Here is a 15,401-nt window from a genome sequence, read left to right on the forward strand (position 1 = left end):
TTAAGGTGTTTCCGATACACCGAAAACCTTGAAACGAAGCGGAAAACGGAGAGACATCGGGGTGCGCTTTTCCGCGGCGACGACGGCCGGGCGGTTCTTGCCGCAGCGCTTGGCGCTGCGCGTGGGGCCGTTGCTTGGCCGCATCGATGCGGTGCTGTTCACCGCCGACGAGCGCGGCGAAGCCGGGCGCATGTCGCTGATCGCCTTTGCCATCCGCATCGTCAGCGCCGTCATCGCCTTCATCAGCCAGGTGCTGATGGCCCGCTGGATGGGCTCGTTCGAATACGGCATCTTCGTCCTCGTCTGGGTGACGATGGTCATCGTCGGCAACCTGGCCTGCCTCGGCTTCCATACCTCGGTCATCCGCTTCATCCCCGAATACCGCGAACGCAACATGCTGGCCGAACTGCGCGGCATCGTGGTCGCCAGCCGCCTGTTCGTGCTGATTGCCTCAACCGCAATCGCTGGACTTGGCGCACTGGGCGTCTGGCTGTGCTCGGACTGGATCGAGAGCTACTATGTCATCCCCTTCATCCTCGGCCTGTTCTGCCTGCCGATGATCGCCATGGGCGACCTGCTGCAAGGCCAGTCGCGGGCCAATTCCTGGGCGCTGTTTGCGCTGTCGCCGACCTACCTCATGCGGCCGGTGCTGATCCTGGTGCTGATGGCGCTGATGCTGGCGATGGGCTATGCGCCCGATGCCAGGACGGCGATCTTCGCCTCGATCGCCGCCACCTACGCCACCACGCTTGGCCAGCTCATCGGCGTCACCTCGCGCATGGGCAAGAATATCCCGGCCGGGCCGATGAAGGTGCATTTCGGCGTGTGGTTCATCGTCTCGCTGCCGATCTTCCTGGTCGAAAGCTTCTTCTTCCTCCTTACCAACGCCGACGTGCTGATGGTCGGCGCCTATCTCCAACCCAACGACGTCGCCGTCTATTTCGCCACCGTCAAGACGCTGGCGCTGGTGCATTTCGTCTATTTCTCGGTCAAGGCCGGCGTTGCCCAGCGCTATGCGCAGTTCACCCACGGCGAACCGGAAAAGCTCGCCGCCTTCGCCCGCGAGACGGTGTCGTGGACGTTCTGGCCGTCGCTGCTGATGGCACTGCTGGTGTTGGCGCTGGGCGAGCCCATGCTGGTGCTGTTCGGCCCTGAGTTCACCGCCGGCTACCCGCTGCTGTTCCTGCTGGTGTTCGGCGTCGTGGCGCGCGCCGCTGTCGGCCCTTGCGAAAGCCTTTTGACGATGAGCGGCAACCAGAACATCTGTGCCGCCGTCTACGCCATGACGCTGGCCTTCAACATCGGTCTCAACATAGTGCTGATCCCGCTTTTCGGCCTGTGGGGGGCCGCGATCGCCACCAGCCTTGCCATGGTCTTCGAGGCCAGCGCTCTGTCCTTCACCGTCTGGCGCAAGCTTGGTATCGTCATGCTGATCTTCGTTCCCGCAGCCAAGCGAGCCGCCTGATGGCCGCCATCCCGTTGATCGAGGAAACCAGTGGCGGTACTGCCGGCGCCATGGTGTCGGGCCTTGCCGGCCTGGCGCGTGATGCCGATCCGGCGCATCTCGAAATCCCCGCCAACAACCGGCCGCAGCGCAAGCTCGCGGTCTATCCGGCCTCGGCCGGCTTCGACCTGGTCGAGGAACTCGACTTTCTCTGTACCCGCACGGTCGAGCCCAACGTGTTCTTCAACCCGCGCTTCCTGGCGCCGGCCATGCCCCGGCTGGAAGACCGCGAGGTGCGGCTGGCGGTGATCCGCGACGGTGACGAATACCGCAACCGGCTGCGGCTGCTGGTGCCGTTCTCGGTCGAACGGCCAGCCGTGCCGCTCGGCGTTCCGGTCATGCGCACATGGTCGAGCCCGTTCGGCCCGATCGGCACACCGCTGGTCGACCATGACGACCCGATCGGCGTCGTCGAGGATTTCTTCGGCATGCTGTCGCGGCCGCACCTGAAGCTGCCGAAAGTCTTCGTGCTGCCCGACATAAGGCTCGACGGCCCGTTGGCCAGCGTGCTTGCCACCGTTGCCGAGACGCGCGGTCTGACGATGGTCACCACCGGCAAGGCGGACCGGCCGGTGCTCGAAAGTGAGGCCGACGGCGAAGCCTATCTGAAGGCATCGCTGCGCGCGCATCATTATCGCGAATTCCGCCGCCTGAAGCGGCGCCTGGGCGATCTCGGCAAACTGGAACACATCGTGGCGCGTGGCCCCGACGAGATCCGCTACGCCATCGAAAGTTTTTTGACGCTGGAGGCCGCCGGCTGGAAGGGCCGCGAGCGCACCGCCATGGCCATCGACCGCTACCGCGCCGCCTTCGCCCGCGAGGCCGTGCACCGGCTGGCCGAACACGATATGTGCCGCATCCATTCGCTGACTCTGGACGGCCGCACCATCGCTTGCCTGGTCGTTTTCGTCGAGGCCGGCGTCGCCTACACCTGGAAGACCGCCTACGACGAGACGCTGGCCACCTATTCGCCGGGCACGCTGCTGATGATCGAGGTGACCAGACAGCATCTCGACGACCCCAATATCATGATGACCGATTCCTGCGCGGTGCCCGACCATCCGGTGATGAGCCGGCTGTGGAGCGAGCGCAAGCCGATGGGATCGCTGGTGATCGGGCTGACGCCGGATGCCGACCGCCTCGCCCGCCAGGCCGCCTCGCAGCTGCATCTCTACCGCGAGACCCGCAACATGGCGCGCATCCTGCGCAACCGCATGAAGAGTCTGCTGGGACGACGCTAGGCCGTGCACCCCGCGGGAGCCTTGAGAAAAGCCGCTGGATCAATGGCAAAACCCAAGCTATGGGTCGCGGCGGCAATTTCTGCCGACCTTCACGACAAGCATCCAATGATCAAAACGTTTTTGCGTCACGCCGGTCCCTGTGCGGCCGTCCTCCTGCTTGCACTGCTGCCCGCTCGAGCCTGGGCCGATAGCTGTCCCGAGGACTGCAGCGAGCCCGCGCCGCCCACCAACATCTATAGCCACACCGGCGCCGGCCATCTCGGCCCGGCCACGCTGGGCGCACTGCCGCGCGTCTATGTGCCCAACCGCTCCTCCAACAGCGTCACGGTGATCGACACCATGACCCTGAAGGAAGTCGACAGATTTCCGGTCGGCAGCAAACCGCAGCACGTCGTGCCGTCCTGGGACCTGAAGACGCTCTGGGTCGCCAACAATGGCACAGGCAAGAATGGCAGCCTGACGCCGATCGATCCGATGACCGGCAAGCCCGGCCCGCAGATCGCGGTGGACGATCCCTACAATTTGTACTTCATGCCGGATGGCAGCGCGGCCATCATCGTCGACGAAGCCATGGAGCAGCTCGATTTCCGCGACCCACACACCATGGCGCTGAAGTCGAGCCTGCCGACACCGACCTGCGCCGGCATCAACCACGCCGATTTCTCGGTCGACGGTTCCTACGCGATCTTCACCTGCGAATACGGCAATGGCGGGCTGGCCAAGATCGACCTGAAGAACCAGAAGGTGCTCGGCCATCTCGATTTCTCGAAAATGGGCATGCCGCAGGACATCCGCCTCTCGCCCGACGGCAAGGTGTTCTATATAGCCGACATGATGAATGACGGCGTCTTCCTCGTCGACGGCGACAGTTTCAAGGAAATCGGCTTCATCCCGACGGGCATCGGGGCTCATGGCTTTGTCGTCAGCCGCGACGGCAAGCGGCTCTATGTGTCGAATCGCGGCTCGCACAAGATGGAGCAGGGCACGGCAAAGGGTCCGGGCAGCGTCACGGTGATCGACTTCGCAACCCGCGCGGTCGTAGCGCATTGGCCGATCCCCGGCGGCGGCAGCCCCGACATGGGCAATGTCAGCGCCGACGGCAAACAACTATGGCTGTCCGGCCGCTTCGACAGCGCCGCCTACATGATCGACACGACATCAGGAGCGGTCACCAAATCCCGCGTCGGCGCCGAGCCGCACGGCCTGACGGTCTGGCCGCAGCCAGGACGGTATTCGCAGGGCCATACGGGAAATATGCGGTAGGCGTCGCGCCACCTCGGCGGCTCTTGGAAGCGGGAGGGTTTACCCCGCGTTTACAGGCGGTCAAAATAGGGATATTTAATATCCGTATTATGAATTGACTTCCCACTTTCGGAACGGATTTATGATTCTAAAGAGCCAAGTCGAGTGGGCATTGCATTGCTGCGCCATCCTCGCCGGCCTGCCGGAGGGGCGCTATCTGTCGACCAAGGCATTGGCGGAATTGCACGGGCTTCCGAAGGAATATCTTTCCAAGGCATTGCAGTCTCTGTCTCAGGCCGGGCTTGTTCATTCGACGCTGGGTCCGTCGGGCGGCTACCGCCTCGCAAGACCGCCGGCCAAAATGACTTTCCTAGATATCGTGGAGGCCGTGGAAGGCAAAGCGCAGACCTTCATCTGCGCAAACATCCGCGCCAACAACCCCTGCCGCCCAAAGGGTCATTGCGACAGCGGCCCGTGCGCAGTGGCGCGCATCATGGGGGAAGCCGACGAAGCCTGGCGCCAGAAACTGCGCAGCGTCACCCTCGCCGAGCTGGTGGAGACGCTGTCGCGGGAAACGCTTCCTGCACTATGGAACGACACTTTTGAATGGGTCCTGGACCGGGCGGGATGAGCGCGCTTCGTTGCGGCCGACGGCGCGGTTCAACTCGGCGGCGCCGGGATGAAAGCGGTCAACGCCGCGATCACCTGCTTCGGCTGTTCCTCCGCGATCCAGTGGCCCGAATCCGCGATGATAACCGTCTTCACCTTGCTTGCGACGTTACGCAGCACGATCCCGATCGTATCCCCCAATCCTCCCGACGCGCCAAGACCAAGAACGGGCATCTTCAGCGGCCGCCTGGCAAAAGCGCCGTTGTCGCGCCGTTGAATACGGCAGGTGCATGTGGGTCACCTTCTGGCTGTTGTGGCGAACCATTGATCGAAGCCGACGCGGCCAATGCGAGGGTTCTTGTCTGAGACCAGGGAACCGTCTTGCAGCTTGGTGCCGAAATAGCGCGCCTCCGGATCGCCAATAACGGTGCGTTTGTCGCCGATCGCCTTGAGATAACGGGCGGCGAAATCGCAGAGTCGCTCGCGCTCGGGCCCAGAAATCTCGATGATGCCGTTGACCGGTGCGGCAAGGGCTGCGTCCGTTACGAAGTCGGCCACGTCATCGGAGGCGATCGGCTGAAGATAGCCCGTCGCCAGGCGCGCCGTATCGCCGACCGTACCCTCCTGGGCGATGCCGCCGAGGAATTCAAAGAACTGCGTGGAACGCACGATCGTGTAGGGAATGCCGGCTTCCCGGATGATCTTTTCCTGAGCCACCTTGGCTCGCAGATAGCCGCTGTCGGGCAGGCGATCGGTGCCGACGATGGAAAGCGCAACGTGATGCTTTACGCCGGCCTGCTTTTCGGCCGCAAGCAGGTTTCGGCCCGACGTCTGGAAGAATTCGAGCACGGCCTTGTCCTCGAAAGACGGTGAATTTGCCAGGTCGATCACCACCTCGGCTCCCTTGAGCGCCTCTGCGAGGCCTTCGCCGGTGATGGTGTTGACGCCGGTGTTCGGCGAAGCGGCAATTACTTCATGGCCATGCTTGCGCAGGCGTTCGGCGGTTTTGGAACCGATCAGGCCGGTTCCGCCGATGATGACGATTTTCATAGACTGTCTCCGTTTTTGCAGCCCGTGCGACGCGCGTCGTTCGACACGTCCGGGGGCAAAGGGTTTGGTTGTGGCCGACGGCCGACCGGGGCGCGGCCTTGAAGCCTCCGCGCGCCGGTTCGATCTTAATCCAACAAGCGGTCAGTAGTCCCAGAAAGCCGGCACCCAACGAAAAGCATCGCCGTCGACCGCCACCCGGCCGACGGATGGGAAAGGCAGGTGGGTGGCCACCAGTGACGCTCCGGTCTCCGCCAGTTCCGTCAGAAGACGGACCCGAACGCGGGCTGCCTCTTGGGGGTCGTGTTCGAAGCCGTTGTACCAGTCGGGATGTTCGAACCCGACCGCGAACACAGCGTCGCCGGCGAACATCAGGCGATCGCCGCCGGATGCCACCCGGACCACGCTGTGCCCGGGTGTATGGCCGCCGGTGCGCGTGGCGACCACACCCGGCGCTACCTCGTATTCGTCATCGAACGTTTGCAGCTGGCTGCGGAACTCTTTCACGAACCGGGTGGCGGTCGCCCGAAGCGCGTCCGGGAACCCTGTCGGCATGACCACGTGGGAGAAATCGGGCGATACCCAGAACTTGACCTCGGCAGCCGCCACGTGGACCCGCAGATCCGGACGCAGGCGCTCCTTCACCCCGTCGACGAGCAGCCCGCCAACGTGGTCCATGTGCAGGTGGGTCAGTATCACGTCGGTCACGGACGAGATATCTATGCCGGCGGCCTCCAGCCGCTTGATCAACTGCCCGGCCCGCGGCAGGTTCAGGTTAGGGTCCAACCCCAGCCCGGCGTCGATGAGTATGGTCTGCGCGCCGCTATGCACCACGACCGCGTTCAGCGACCAGTCGAAAGCGTCCGGCGGCAGGAACATCTCGTCCAGCCAGGCTGTCCGCACGGCGGTCTCCACGTTATGGCCCAGCATTTTGGTTGGCAGCGGTAGCACTCCATCGCTGATCACCAGCACGTCAATCTCTCCGACCCGTACCGCGTAGCGCGACGGAACCAGCTCTTCGGGTACCGCCCTGCCGGGTTGGGGGGTGTTGTTCAGGTTCATGCTTATCTCCTTTGACCGGTTTGGAACGGAGGCCGGCTCCACCGGCAATGTTTCGTACCCCGTTCGCAGCCACCCATGCGGACGTGGTTTCAGGTGCTGGTCGCGGCTCTATCTAATTAAGGATATCTAGTATCCTTATGGATACAAAATATCCGTAATTTCCGAAAAGTAAAGCCCTTTCGGCTCAATCGGCGGAATGGGGCATGACGTGCCAAAACTCCCCGCTCAGGAGGCCTTGGACGAAGATCCCTGTCGTGTGGATTTGTGGCCTTCGGCTGTTGCGGAACCTATGACAGCCCGTTGGGTTAGGGCCGGAGCGCGCGAAATACCGGTATTATCATTCGCTGCAGGCGCCGCTGCGGCAGGCCGCTGGCAGGCTTCGGCGAGACGTTTCGAACCGCGTTTGGCTCCTCGCAGCCCCTGCAGGCCATTCTAATCCCCAGCGGGATGAAGACCGCCGCGCTGTCCCAGACTCGTGTTTGCAGACTGGTTGCGTGACGAGCGGAATGCGGCCTATCGAACCGCATCAAGGCCATTCAAATTGTCGGGAGACATCAAAAGATATGGTGCCCCTAACCAGGGTACTGGGGTTGGATCGAACCAGCGCTTAGACCGAATAATCTATCAGCAACAACAATACCTTATGGGCATGTCGCCCCCGAAGTCCGATAGTCTCAATGGACCTCAACGGGTATCCGGCGATGTACCTCGGGTCAAGCCGCCCGCTTAACTCTGGTGCAACCAAGCCGTGTTAGCCGTGGTGAATGGAATGGGTACGACAGCAACGGTTGGTGCCTATCGGGGGTATCTATATGAATGATCATCCGCTGCCATGGGCTTACAAAGCGCTCGCTGCCGCCAACCTCGCGATCGCCATAGCAGGCATAGGCGCTTACAGGGGGAAACACCTATGGCCGGAAGCAGTAGGCACTCACCAATCCTCAAGGGCATTCTCATAGCAGAGATCCTGATTGGTGGTATTGCCGTGGCCACCTCCCTTTGGACGGGGAAAGGCATCGCCGCAATCTATGGCAGTGGCATCTATCTCATAGATCGGATCCAACACCCGCTCTTTTATTGGGGTGGATTGATCGCAATCCTGCTCGGTCTTGTGGCGTATCCGCTCTGGTGTATCTACAGGGGGCCACCGAAGTATTAAGAGTGGCCTGTTCCCCCTTCTGCGCCGACCTCAACGAACCTGACGGGCAACGCTGCGGCGATCTCCTCAGCCATCCCCGGCAACAGCCGTTCGACGCGCCGGTAGCGATAGCTGGAACTGCCCAGATTCTTGCTCTTGCGCTCTTGCCAATGTTCCACGATCACGCTGCTCATTGTTGGATCCCTTGATGTACCTCTAGGATGTACCTCGGGGGACGTCTAAGCCCTTGAACGCCTTGCGATTACTGGGCTTGTCAGTGGTCAATGGTGCCCCTAGCCGGGATCGAACCAGCACTCCTTGCGGAACTCGATTTTGAGTCGAGCGCGTCTACCAATTCCGCCATAGGGGCTCAGGCCGGACGGCCTGGATGGGCGCGGACTATACGGTTGGAGGCCTGTTCGTCAACAGGCCAAATGCGCCGCCGTGCCCTGCTTGCGGCAAAAGCCCGCCTTTCGGTTTCATGAAGCTCCTGCCATTGTGCGGCGCGGAAAATCTTTCTAGACAGGCTCGCATCAAAGCGCGTTGCGTCTGGGCGACATGCATTAGGAGAGCCGATGCTTCGCGGACTTTACGACTGGACCCTGTCGCTTGCGGCCCGCAAATCCGCCGAATGGTGGCTGGCCTTCATCGCCTTCGTCGAAAGCTCGGTGTTTTTCATACCTGCCGACGTCTTGTATCTGCCCATGGCGTTGGCACGGCCCGAACGCGCCTATCGCTACGCGCTGACCGCCACTGTTGCGTCCGTGCTGGGCGGCATTGCCGGCTGGCTCATCGGTTACTATGCCTACGACACGATAGCACGGCCGATGCTGGAGCACTTCGGCGGCCTCGACACGTTCGAGAGGTGGCAGTCGTCCGGCACCGGGCTGATGCTGGTGCTGCTCGTCACATCCGGTGCCGCCCACCTGCCGCCGATGAAAGTGGTCACCATTCTGGCAGGCGCCCTTCACGTCAATCTTGTTGTCTTCATCATCTCGGCCATCCTGGCGCGCGGCGCTCGCTTCTTGCTTCTTGCCTGGCTGCTGCGCCGCTATGGCGAAGAGATCAAGGAATTCATCGAGAAGCGTTTGGGATTGATCGTCGGCGCCGGCGCCGCCGCCCTGATTTTGCTCTATATCGTGGTCAAATACGCCTTCTGACCGCCCAAGGCGGGCGGTGGTTCAGAACATGCCGGCGGACGGCGAATTCAACGGACGAAACATGACAGCTACGATGACTGCCGACACCGGACGCCAGCGGACGCGCACCGCCTTGTTTCTCGCCGTCGCCATGGCCGCCACTGTCGGCTCCGCGCTCGCCTTCCAGCACATTGGCGGTTACATCCCCTGCCATCTCTGCCTGGAGCAGCGCACGCCCTATTACATCGGCGCCCCGCTGATGCTTCTGGCCGTGATCGCCTCGATGCTCAGCGCGCCTGCATGGCTGACGCGCGGCCTGCTCGCCATCGGTGGCCTGCTGATGCTCTATGGCCTTTATCTCGGCGTCTATCACTCGGGCGTCGAATGGGCCTGGTGGCAGGGCCCGGCTGACTGCACCGCCGGCGCCGGCCCGGTCGACACCGGCGGCAAGGGCGTGCTCGACGCGCTCGACAAATTCGTGCCGCCGTCCTGCGACAAGGCAGCACTCCGCATCCTCGGCCTGTCGCTGGCCGGCTGGAACGCCATCGCCAGCTTCATCCTCGCCGCCGTCGCCTTCCGTGGCGCGCTGGCCAAGGACTGATAGAGCGCAAGAGCGCCGACGCGAGATCGTTCTAAAGAATTCGGCAGGCTGAGTCGTATGGAGTGATTGTCGAGAACCGAAGCGGAGCGTACGCAAGTACGTGAGCATCGGAAGCGCAGACAATTGCTCCAGACGGCCTGCCTCCCGAATTCTCGAACGATCTCAAGGTTCGAGTTCGACATCCCAGTACAGATAATCCATCCAGCTTTCATGCAGATGGTTGGGCGGAAACAGCCGGCCATTGTTGTGCAGATCGTGCACGGTCGGCTGATAGGGCTTTTGCAGCGGCCACATCTTGGCGTGCGCCGGCATCATGCCACCCTTCCTGAGATTGCAGGGCGAACAGGCGGCAACGACATTCTCCCATGTCGTCGCCCCGCCGCGATGGCGCGGGATGACGTGATCGAAGGTCAGATCCTCGGGCGTACCGCAATACTGGCACTGGAAGCGGTCGCGCAGGAAGACGTTGAAGCGGGTGAAGGCTGGATGCCTCGACGGCTTCACATAAGCCTTCAGGCTGACGACGCTGGGCAGCTTCATCGAGAAGGTCGGCGAAGACACCGCATGCTCGTATTCGGCGACAATGTTGACCCGATCGAGAAACACCGCCTTGATGGCGTCTTGCCAGGACCAGAGCGACAAGGGGTAATAGCTGAGCGGACGATAATCCGCATTCAGCACCAGCGCAGGAAGCCCATCCGGAGATACGGCAACCGTCACCTTTTTGACCTCCTCGTTTCGCACATGACCCCAAAAATCGAAGTCGATTTTCGGAAAGGATCATGTGCAACTTCAAAAGCTCTACCGCGTCCTTTGCGCATCCACTGGACGCGCGGCGCGGTAACCGATCGGCGCGGATACTGTAAGCCCGACATGACAGGGATGTGAAGCGGATTGTCGCTTGCCAAAAGCGGCAAAAATGCAGGATTTTCATGCTTTTTTGCGGTTTCAGGCCGGCGGCGCGGCGTCCCTGCCCCTGGTTTCGCGATAATAGGACCAGAAAAGCCGCGATGCGACACCTCGCCACGGGCTCCATGATTCGGCCAGAGCGATGAGTGTTTTCTCCGGCGGACGCGGCTCGATGCCAAGCGCATGGCCAACCGCGCTCTGCAGCGCGACGTCGCGCGCGGGAAAAATATCGGGGTGGCCGGCGGCGAACAGAAGATAGACTTCCGCCGTCCACGGACCGATGCCGGGTACCGCTGTCATGGCCGCGATCGCCTCTTCGGCGTCGAGCGAGCAGAGGTGATGCAGGTCAAGCCCGTCGGCCACGGCCTGGGCAATCGCGATCAGGCCGCGCTGCTTTGGCCGCGACAGCCCGGCCTCGCGAAACGTGTCCTCGCCGGCGGCAAGGACGGCCTGCGGCGTCAACGGATCGACCAGCTTCACCAGCCGGCCGAAAATGGCATCGGCGCTGGCGCGGGAGACCTGCTGCGAAACGATGATCGAGACAAGGCTACGAAACCCCGGCTCCGACAGCCGCAACGGCACCTCGCCGGCCATGCCGCGCACCTTTTCCAGGCGCGGGTCGATTGTGCAGAGCGCATCCAGCCCCCGCGCAATGTCGTCCAGTGTCGCGATGCGTTGCATGGTATCCTTGTCCGCCGATGAACAGCAAAGTAGCAATTGGCAAAACCGCTGCACAACCGGATTGCCGCCTCAGAGATGACGCTCCTGACATTCCGCTTCGCGCCGAGCCCGAATGGCGAACTGCACCTCGGCCATGCCTATTCGGCGCTGCTCAACCGAAAGCTGGCAAAGGCCGCCGGCGGCCGCCTGTTGCTGCGCATCGAGGACATCGACACGATCCGCTGCACGCCGGAATTCGAGGCCGGCATTTTTCGTGATCTCGAATGGCTAGGCCTCGAATGGGAACGACCGGTGCGCCGTCAGGCCGAGCACTTCGCCGACTATCAGGCTGTGCTCGACCGGTTGATCCGCGAGGAACTCGTCTACCCCGCCTTCATGAGCCGTGGCGAGATCAGGGCCTTCATCGCCGACAGTGAAAAGCGCGGCCGCGACTGGCCGCGCGACCCCGACGGCGTGCCGCTCTATCCCGCCGCCGACAAGGCGCTGCCGATCAGCGAACGTAACCGCCGGATCGCCGACAATGCGCCCTTCGCCTGGCGTCTCGACGTCGAAGCGGCGCGGGCGCGCGTCGGCACGGATTTGTCCTGGCGCGAATTCACCGACGAGACGTTATCGGCGACGCGAACTATAGAGGCGCGGCCGCAGGACTGGGGCGACGTCATTCTCGCGCGTCGCGACACCCCGACCAGCTATCACCTGGCCGTCGTCGTCGACGACGCGCTGCAGGGCGTCAACCATGTCGTGCGCGGCCAGGATCTGTATTCCGCGACCGGCATCCAGCGCTTGCTGCAGGAACTGCTCGGCCTCGGCCGGCCGGACTATTTCCACCACCGTCTCGTGCTCGGACCGGACGGGCGTAAACTGTCGAAAAGTTTTGGCGACACCGGCCTTGCCGCGCTCAGGCAGGCCGGCGCTTCGCCGGACGATGTCAGGCAACTCGTCGGTCTCTGGCTATAACCGTGCCAGCCCCGCCTTGAGCAGCGCCAACGCGCCGATAAACGCGAAGGCACCGCCCAGTCCCCAGGCAACCGCGAGCTTCAGATCTCTAAGGACGATGCCATGCTCGTTCGCGACCATGATCGCGACGAAAAAGCCAAGCGTGAACAGCAGCGTGTTGCCGGTCGAGCCAAAGCCGTCCTCCTGCATGATGGCGTCGAGCGCCGAGCCGAAGAAGAAGCCGAACACGGCCACGCTCGCAACCGTCATCAACAGCCAGCTGGTGTCGAGATGCAACAGCATGCGCGCTCCCCGTCGAAGCCGAAACGCGGTGTCGCCGGATCGATCGACAGAAGTCGATTGCCCCCGACGACGCCCTGTGAATTCGGCCACCCATTACATTCCAACAAGCTTATGGATCAATTGTTTCGCTTTGCTTGCCGGATTGAACCGCATTAGAGCAATTGCCGTAGTTGACTCTTCACCCAATTGGGCCTCCTCCCGGACGCGAAATGGCTTCCCCAAAATGTACAGTCTCAAGCGGTTCATCCCCGCCTCTTTCGTCGTGTTGTGGGCGACCGGCTTCATCGGCGCGCGCTATGCCATGCCCTGGGCTGAACCCTTCACTTTCCTGGCGGTGCGCTTTGTCATCGCCGCCTTGCTGCTCGCCGGCCTGATGCTCGTGCTTGGCTCGAAGCGAGCCACAAGGGCCGAAGCGCTTCACTCCACCATCGCCGGCATCCTTATGCATGGCGTCTATCTCGGCGCGGTGTTCTGGGCGATCCACAGGGGCATGCCGGCCGGGCTGTCGGCACTGATCGTCGGCCTGCAGCCGCTGATCACCGCCGTGCTTGCCGGCAAGTTCCTCGGCGAGGCCATCCTGCCACGCCACTGGGCCGGCCTCGCTGTCGGACTCGTAGGCGTTGTCATCGTGCTGTGGCCGAAGCTCGGCGCGCTCGGCGGCGGCGTTACGCCGGAAACGCTGACCGCTTCGCTGGTCTCGGTGCTGGGCATGAGCGCCGGCACCATCTGGCAGAAGCGCTATGCCTCGGGCGGCGACCTGGTGGCAGCGACGATGTGGCAGTATATCGGCGGCGGTGCCCTGATGATCCTGGCTTCGCTCGCCTTCGAAACACACACGGTCATCATCAATGGTGAGCTGATCTTTGCCATGGCCTGGCTGGTGCTGGTGCTGTCGATCGGCGCCATCTTCCTGTTGATGGTGATGATCCGCGACGGCGAGATGTCGAAAGTCGCCTCGCTGTTCTACCTGGTGCCGGCCGTCACCGCTGTTATCGCCTGGGCGCTGTTCGGCGAACAGCTCAGCGTCGTACAGATTGTCGGCATGGCCATCGCGACGTTCGGCGTTGGCCTGGCCACGGCTCGGCCCGCCAAGGGGAGAACTGAGGAATTGAAGAACTGGGGAACCTGAGGAAATCTGGCGCTGTGTGCTCCTTCTCCAGTTCTCCAGTTCCTCAATCCGGCCGGTATCGACTCATCCGACCCGGGCACGCGCTTCGAGAAAGCGGCTGATCGCGGCGTTGAGTTCGCCGCCGAGGATGAAGATCGCCGACAGCATATAGAGGAAGACCACTGCGATCATGATCGAGGCCAGCCCCGCATAGGTCGTCACATAGGACGAGAAATGGTCGAGGTAGGTTGCAAACATCGTCGAGCCGATAAGCCATGCGGCCAGGGTGAAAACGATGCCAGGCACCAGTGAGACGAAGCGGCGCTTGCCCGCCGGCAGCCAGTAATGCACAGCAAACAACCCGCCGATGATGACCGCTGAGGCGATGACGTAGCGCCACAGCGTGATCGTGCCGGTATAGGGTTTGATCCACTCGAAATGGGCTTCCGCCAGCCGCGCCAGTAAGGGCGCAAAGACCAGCAGCAGGCTGATCGCCAGGAACCCTGCCGTGGCGATCAACACGAAGAAAATGCTCTGCACCCGCCGGTAGATAATGCCGCGCGTCTCGGCGACCCGGTAGGCGCGGTTGAGCGAGGTGCGCAGCGCCTCGATGCCGTTGGAGGCGAAATAGGCGGCCAGCAACACGCCATAGGTCAAAAGGTCGGTGCGCCGCACGGTCAGCACGTTGAGCACTTCGCGTGCGATCGGCTTGGCGATCTGCTCGGGCCAGGTGTCGAACACCAGATGCACGGCGGTATCGGCGAACGCCTGCGCGCCGAGGAAACTCGCCAGTGTGGTTGCAAAGATCAGGAACGGAAACAGCGCCATCAGCGAAGTGATCGCCAGATGGCTGGCCATAGCCCAGCCGTCGTCGGTGTTGAAATGGCCGAGCGCGTCATAGAGCACGCGGCGCAGCACGACGATATTCCGCATCAAGAGCCGCGTTCCCTTCGATTGTCTCGACGCCGCGAATATGGGAAGGGATTGTGTCAAATGGCAACCCTTGCTCAAACCACGATCCCGCCGGCGAAAGAGTTGCGCACCATCATCGTCACCGGCGCCTCGTCCGGAATCGGCGCCTATTGCGCCCGGGCGCTGAAGGCCGATGGCTGGCGCGTGTTCGCAACGGCGCGCAAGCCTGAAGACATCGCCATGCTCGAGGCCGACGGCATCGAGGCGTTTTACCTCGACTACCGCGAGCCGGACTCCATCGCAGCCCTTGCGGCATCGGTGCTGGAGCGTACTGGCGGACGCCTCGACGCCCTGTTCAACAACGGCGCCCATGCCCAGCCCGGCGCCGTCGAAGACTTGCCCGTTGCGGCTTTGCGGGAGCAGTTCGAGGTCAATTTCTTCGGCTGGCACGACCTCACCCAGCGCATCGTGCCGGTGATGCGCCTCCAGGGGCACGGTCGCCTGGTCCATTGCTCCTCGATCCTCGGCCTGACGCCGGTGCCTTTTCGCGGCGCCTATGCGGCCTCCAAACACGCATTGGAAGGCCTGATGCTGTGCATGCGCCAGGAACTGATCGGCAGCGGCGTCCACGTCTCGCTGATCGAGCCGGGGCCAGTGACGTCGAAAATCGCCAGCAATGGGCTGTTCTGGTTTCTGAAAAACATCGATCACGAGACTTCAGTCCACCGCGTCGCCTATGCCGCGCAACTGGCGCGGCTCAGGGCCGGCGGCAGCAAGTCACGGCTGAAAAAGGGGCCGGAGGTGGTCTATGCGGCTTTGCGCCATGCACTTCTGTCGCGGCGCCCGCGCCCGCACTATGTGGTAACAGTGCCGGCTAAGGTCGGCGTGGTGCTCAAGCGCATCCTGCCGGCATCGATGCTCTACCGCGTTCTGGCCAGACGCGCCTGACCGCAACAGAACTGGGAACAG

18 protein-coding genes and 1 tRNA gene are annotated in these 15,401 nt (G+C 62.7%); 10 read left to right on the forward strand and 9 right to left on the reverse strand.

Annotated elements, in window-relative coordinates; genetic code table 11:
- Window positions 1-61: 61 nt before the first annotated feature.
- From ACWTU9_RS03905 to ACWTU9_RS03920, 4 genes are all read left to right on the forward strand, one after another.
- Window positions 62-1,465, forward strand: coding sequence for a lipopolysaccharide biosynthesis protein (locus ACWTU9_RS03905; RefSeq protein ID WP_455857179.1), 1,404 nt, complete (start codon window positions 62-64; stop codon window positions 1,463-1,465).
- Window positions 1,465-2,745, forward strand: a complete 1,281-nt coding sequence (locus ACWTU9_RS03910; RefSeq protein ID WP_455857180.1) for a GNAT family N-acetyltransferase — start codon at window positions 1,465-1,467, stop codon at window positions 2,743-2,745. The genes ACWTU9_RS03905 and ACWTU9_RS03910 overlap by 1 nt, the downstream gene beginning before the upstream one ends.
- Window positions 2,746-2,850: 105 nt before the next feature.
- Window positions 2,851-4,008, forward strand: a complete 1,158-nt coding sequence (locus ACWTU9_RS03915; RefSeq protein WP_455857181.1) for a YVTN family beta-propeller repeat protein — start codon at window positions 2,851-2,853, stop codon at window positions 4,006-4,008.
- Window positions 4,009-4,129: 121 nt separating this feature from the next.
- On the forward strand, window positions 4,130-4,618 hold the full coding sequence (locus ACWTU9_RS03920; RefSeq protein ID WP_455857539.1) for an RrF2 family transcriptional regulator: 489 nt from the start codon (window positions 4,130-4,132) through the stop codon (window positions 4,616-4,618).
- Window positions 4,619-4,647: 29 nt separating this feature from the next.
- On the opposite strand, the gene ACWTU9_RS03925 is transcribed toward ACWTU9_RS03920, so the two are convergent.
- The 3 genes from ACWTU9_RS03925 to ACWTU9_RS03935 all read right to left on the reverse strand — a co-directional run bounded on the left by ACWTU9_RS03925 (window position 4,648) and on the right by ACWTU9_RS03935 (window position 6,705).
- The gene (locus ACWTU9_RS03925) at window positions 4,648-4,830 is read right to left on the reverse strand and encodes an alpha/beta fold hydrolase (protein ID WP_455857182.1); all 183 of its coding nucleotides are present in this window, start codon (window positions 4,828-4,830) and stop codon (window positions 4,648-4,650) included.
- Between the two features lie 63 nt (window positions 4,831-4,893).
- Window positions 4,894-5,646: an SDR family oxidoreductase gene (locus ACWTU9_RS03930; RefSeq protein ID WP_455857183.1), complete on the reverse strand. Its 753-nt coding sequence runs from the start codon at window positions 5,644-5,646 to the stop codon at window positions 4,894-4,896.
- 141 nt (window positions 5,647-5,787) lie between these two features.
- Window positions 5,788-6,705, reverse strand: a complete 918-nt coding sequence (locus ACWTU9_RS03935) for an MBL fold metallo-hydrolase (RefSeq protein WP_455857184.1) — start codon at window positions 6,703-6,705, stop codon at window positions 5,788-5,790.
- A gap of 910 nt (window positions 6,706-7,615) precedes the next feature.
- Between ACWTU9_RS03935 and ACWTU9_RS03940 the strand changes: the two genes are divergently transcribed.
- The gene (locus ACWTU9_RS03940) at window positions 7,616-7,864 is read left to right on the forward strand and encodes a hypothetical protein (protein ID WP_455857185.1); all 249 of its coding nucleotides are present in this window, start codon (window positions 7,616-7,618) and stop codon (window positions 7,862-7,864) included.
- Here ACWTU9_RS03940 and ACWTU9_RS03945 read toward each other — a convergent pair.
- A complete protein-coding gene (locus ACWTU9_RS03945; RefSeq protein WP_455857186.1) occupies window positions 7,861-8,037 on the reverse strand; it encodes a hypothetical protein in 177 nt (58 codons plus the stop codon). The two genes, ACWTU9_RS03940 and ACWTU9_RS03945, sit on opposite strands and share 4 nt — an antisense overlap.
- A gap of 91 nt (window positions 8,038-8,128) precedes the next feature.
- Window positions 8,129-8,213: transfer RNA gene (locus ACWTU9_RS03950), tRNA-Leu, on the reverse strand.
- A gap of 205 nt (window positions 8,214-8,418) precedes the next feature.
- Between ACWTU9_RS03950 and ACWTU9_RS03955 the strand changes: the two genes are divergently transcribed.
- Both ACWTU9_RS03955 and ACWTU9_RS03960 read left to right on the forward strand, forming a co-directional pair.
- Window positions 8,419-9,003 (forward strand): YqaA family protein, encoded by a 585-nt coding sequence (locus ACWTU9_RS03955; RefSeq protein ID WP_454573261.1) that lies wholly within the window; start codon window positions 8,419-8,421, stop codon window positions 9,001-9,003.
- Between the two features lie 61 nt (window positions 9,004-9,064).
- Complete coding sequence (locus ACWTU9_RS03960) at window positions 9,065-9,583, forward strand: disulfide bond formation protein B (RefSeq protein ID WP_455857187.1); 519 nt, start codon at window positions 9,065-9,067, stop codon at window positions 9,581-9,583.
- A 162-nt stretch (window positions 9,584-9,745) separates the two neighbouring features.
- On the opposite strand, the gene ACWTU9_RS03965 is transcribed toward ACWTU9_RS03960, so the two are convergent.
- Both ACWTU9_RS03965 and ACWTU9_RS03970 read right to left on the reverse strand, forming a co-directional pair.
- Window positions 9,746-10,303 carry an HNH endonuclease gene (locus tag ACWTU9_RS03965; protein ID WP_008874122.1) on the reverse strand — a complete coding sequence of 186 codons (558 nt, stop codon included), beginning with the start codon at window positions 10,301-10,303 and terminating at the stop codon, window positions 9,746-9,748.
- A 228-nt stretch (window positions 10,304-10,531) separates the two neighbouring features.
- Window positions 10,532-11,173: a DNA-3-methyladenine glycosylase family protein gene (locus ACWTU9_RS03970; RefSeq protein ID WP_455857188.1), complete on the reverse strand. Its 642-nt coding sequence runs from the start codon at window positions 11,171-11,173 to the stop codon at window positions 10,532-10,534.
- Window positions 11,174-11,248: 75 nt separating this feature from the next.
- On the opposite strand from ACWTU9_RS03970, the gene gluQRS reads away from it, so the two are divergent.
- Window positions 11,249-12,130 carry a tRNA glutamyl-Q(34) synthetase GluQRS gene (gene gluQRS / locus ACWTU9_RS03975; protein ID WP_455857540.1) on the forward strand — a complete coding sequence of 294 codons (882 nt, stop codon included), beginning with the start codon at window positions 11,249-11,251 and terminating at the stop codon, window positions 12,128-12,130.
- On the opposite strand, the gene ACWTU9_RS03980 is transcribed toward gluQRS, so the two are convergent.
- Entirely contained in the window at window positions 12,125-12,412 is a 288-nt protein-coding gene (locus tag ACWTU9_RS03980; protein ID WP_454586175.1) for a hypothetical protein, read from the reverse strand. The genes gluQRS and ACWTU9_RS03980 overlap by 6 nt on opposite strands.
- 223 nt (window positions 12,413-12,635) lie before the next feature.
- Between ACWTU9_RS03980 and ACWTU9_RS03985 the strand changes: the two genes are divergently transcribed.
- A complete protein-coding gene (locus ACWTU9_RS03985) occupies window positions 12,636-13,541 on the forward strand; it encodes a DMT family transporter (RefSeq protein ID WP_455857189.1) in 906 nt (301 codons plus the stop codon).
- A gap of 63 nt (window positions 13,542-13,604) precedes the next feature.
- On the opposite strand, the gene ACWTU9_RS03990 is transcribed toward ACWTU9_RS03985, so the two are convergent.
- Window positions 13,605-14,453, reverse strand: a complete 849-nt coding sequence (locus ACWTU9_RS03990) for a YihY/virulence factor BrkB family protein (RefSeq protein ID WP_455857190.1) — start codon at window positions 14,451-14,453, stop codon at window positions 13,605-13,607.
- Between the two features lie 60 nt (window positions 14,454-14,513).
- Here ACWTU9_RS03990 and ACWTU9_RS03995 point away from each other — a divergent pair, with 60 nt between their 5' ends.
- Entirely contained in the window at window positions 14,514-15,380 is an 867-nt protein-coding gene (locus ACWTU9_RS03995; protein WP_455857191.1) for an SDR family oxidoreductase, read from the forward strand.
- Window positions 15,381-15,401: the final 21 nt, after the last annotated feature.

The organism is Mesorhizobium sp. 128a, from assembly GCF_053848025.1.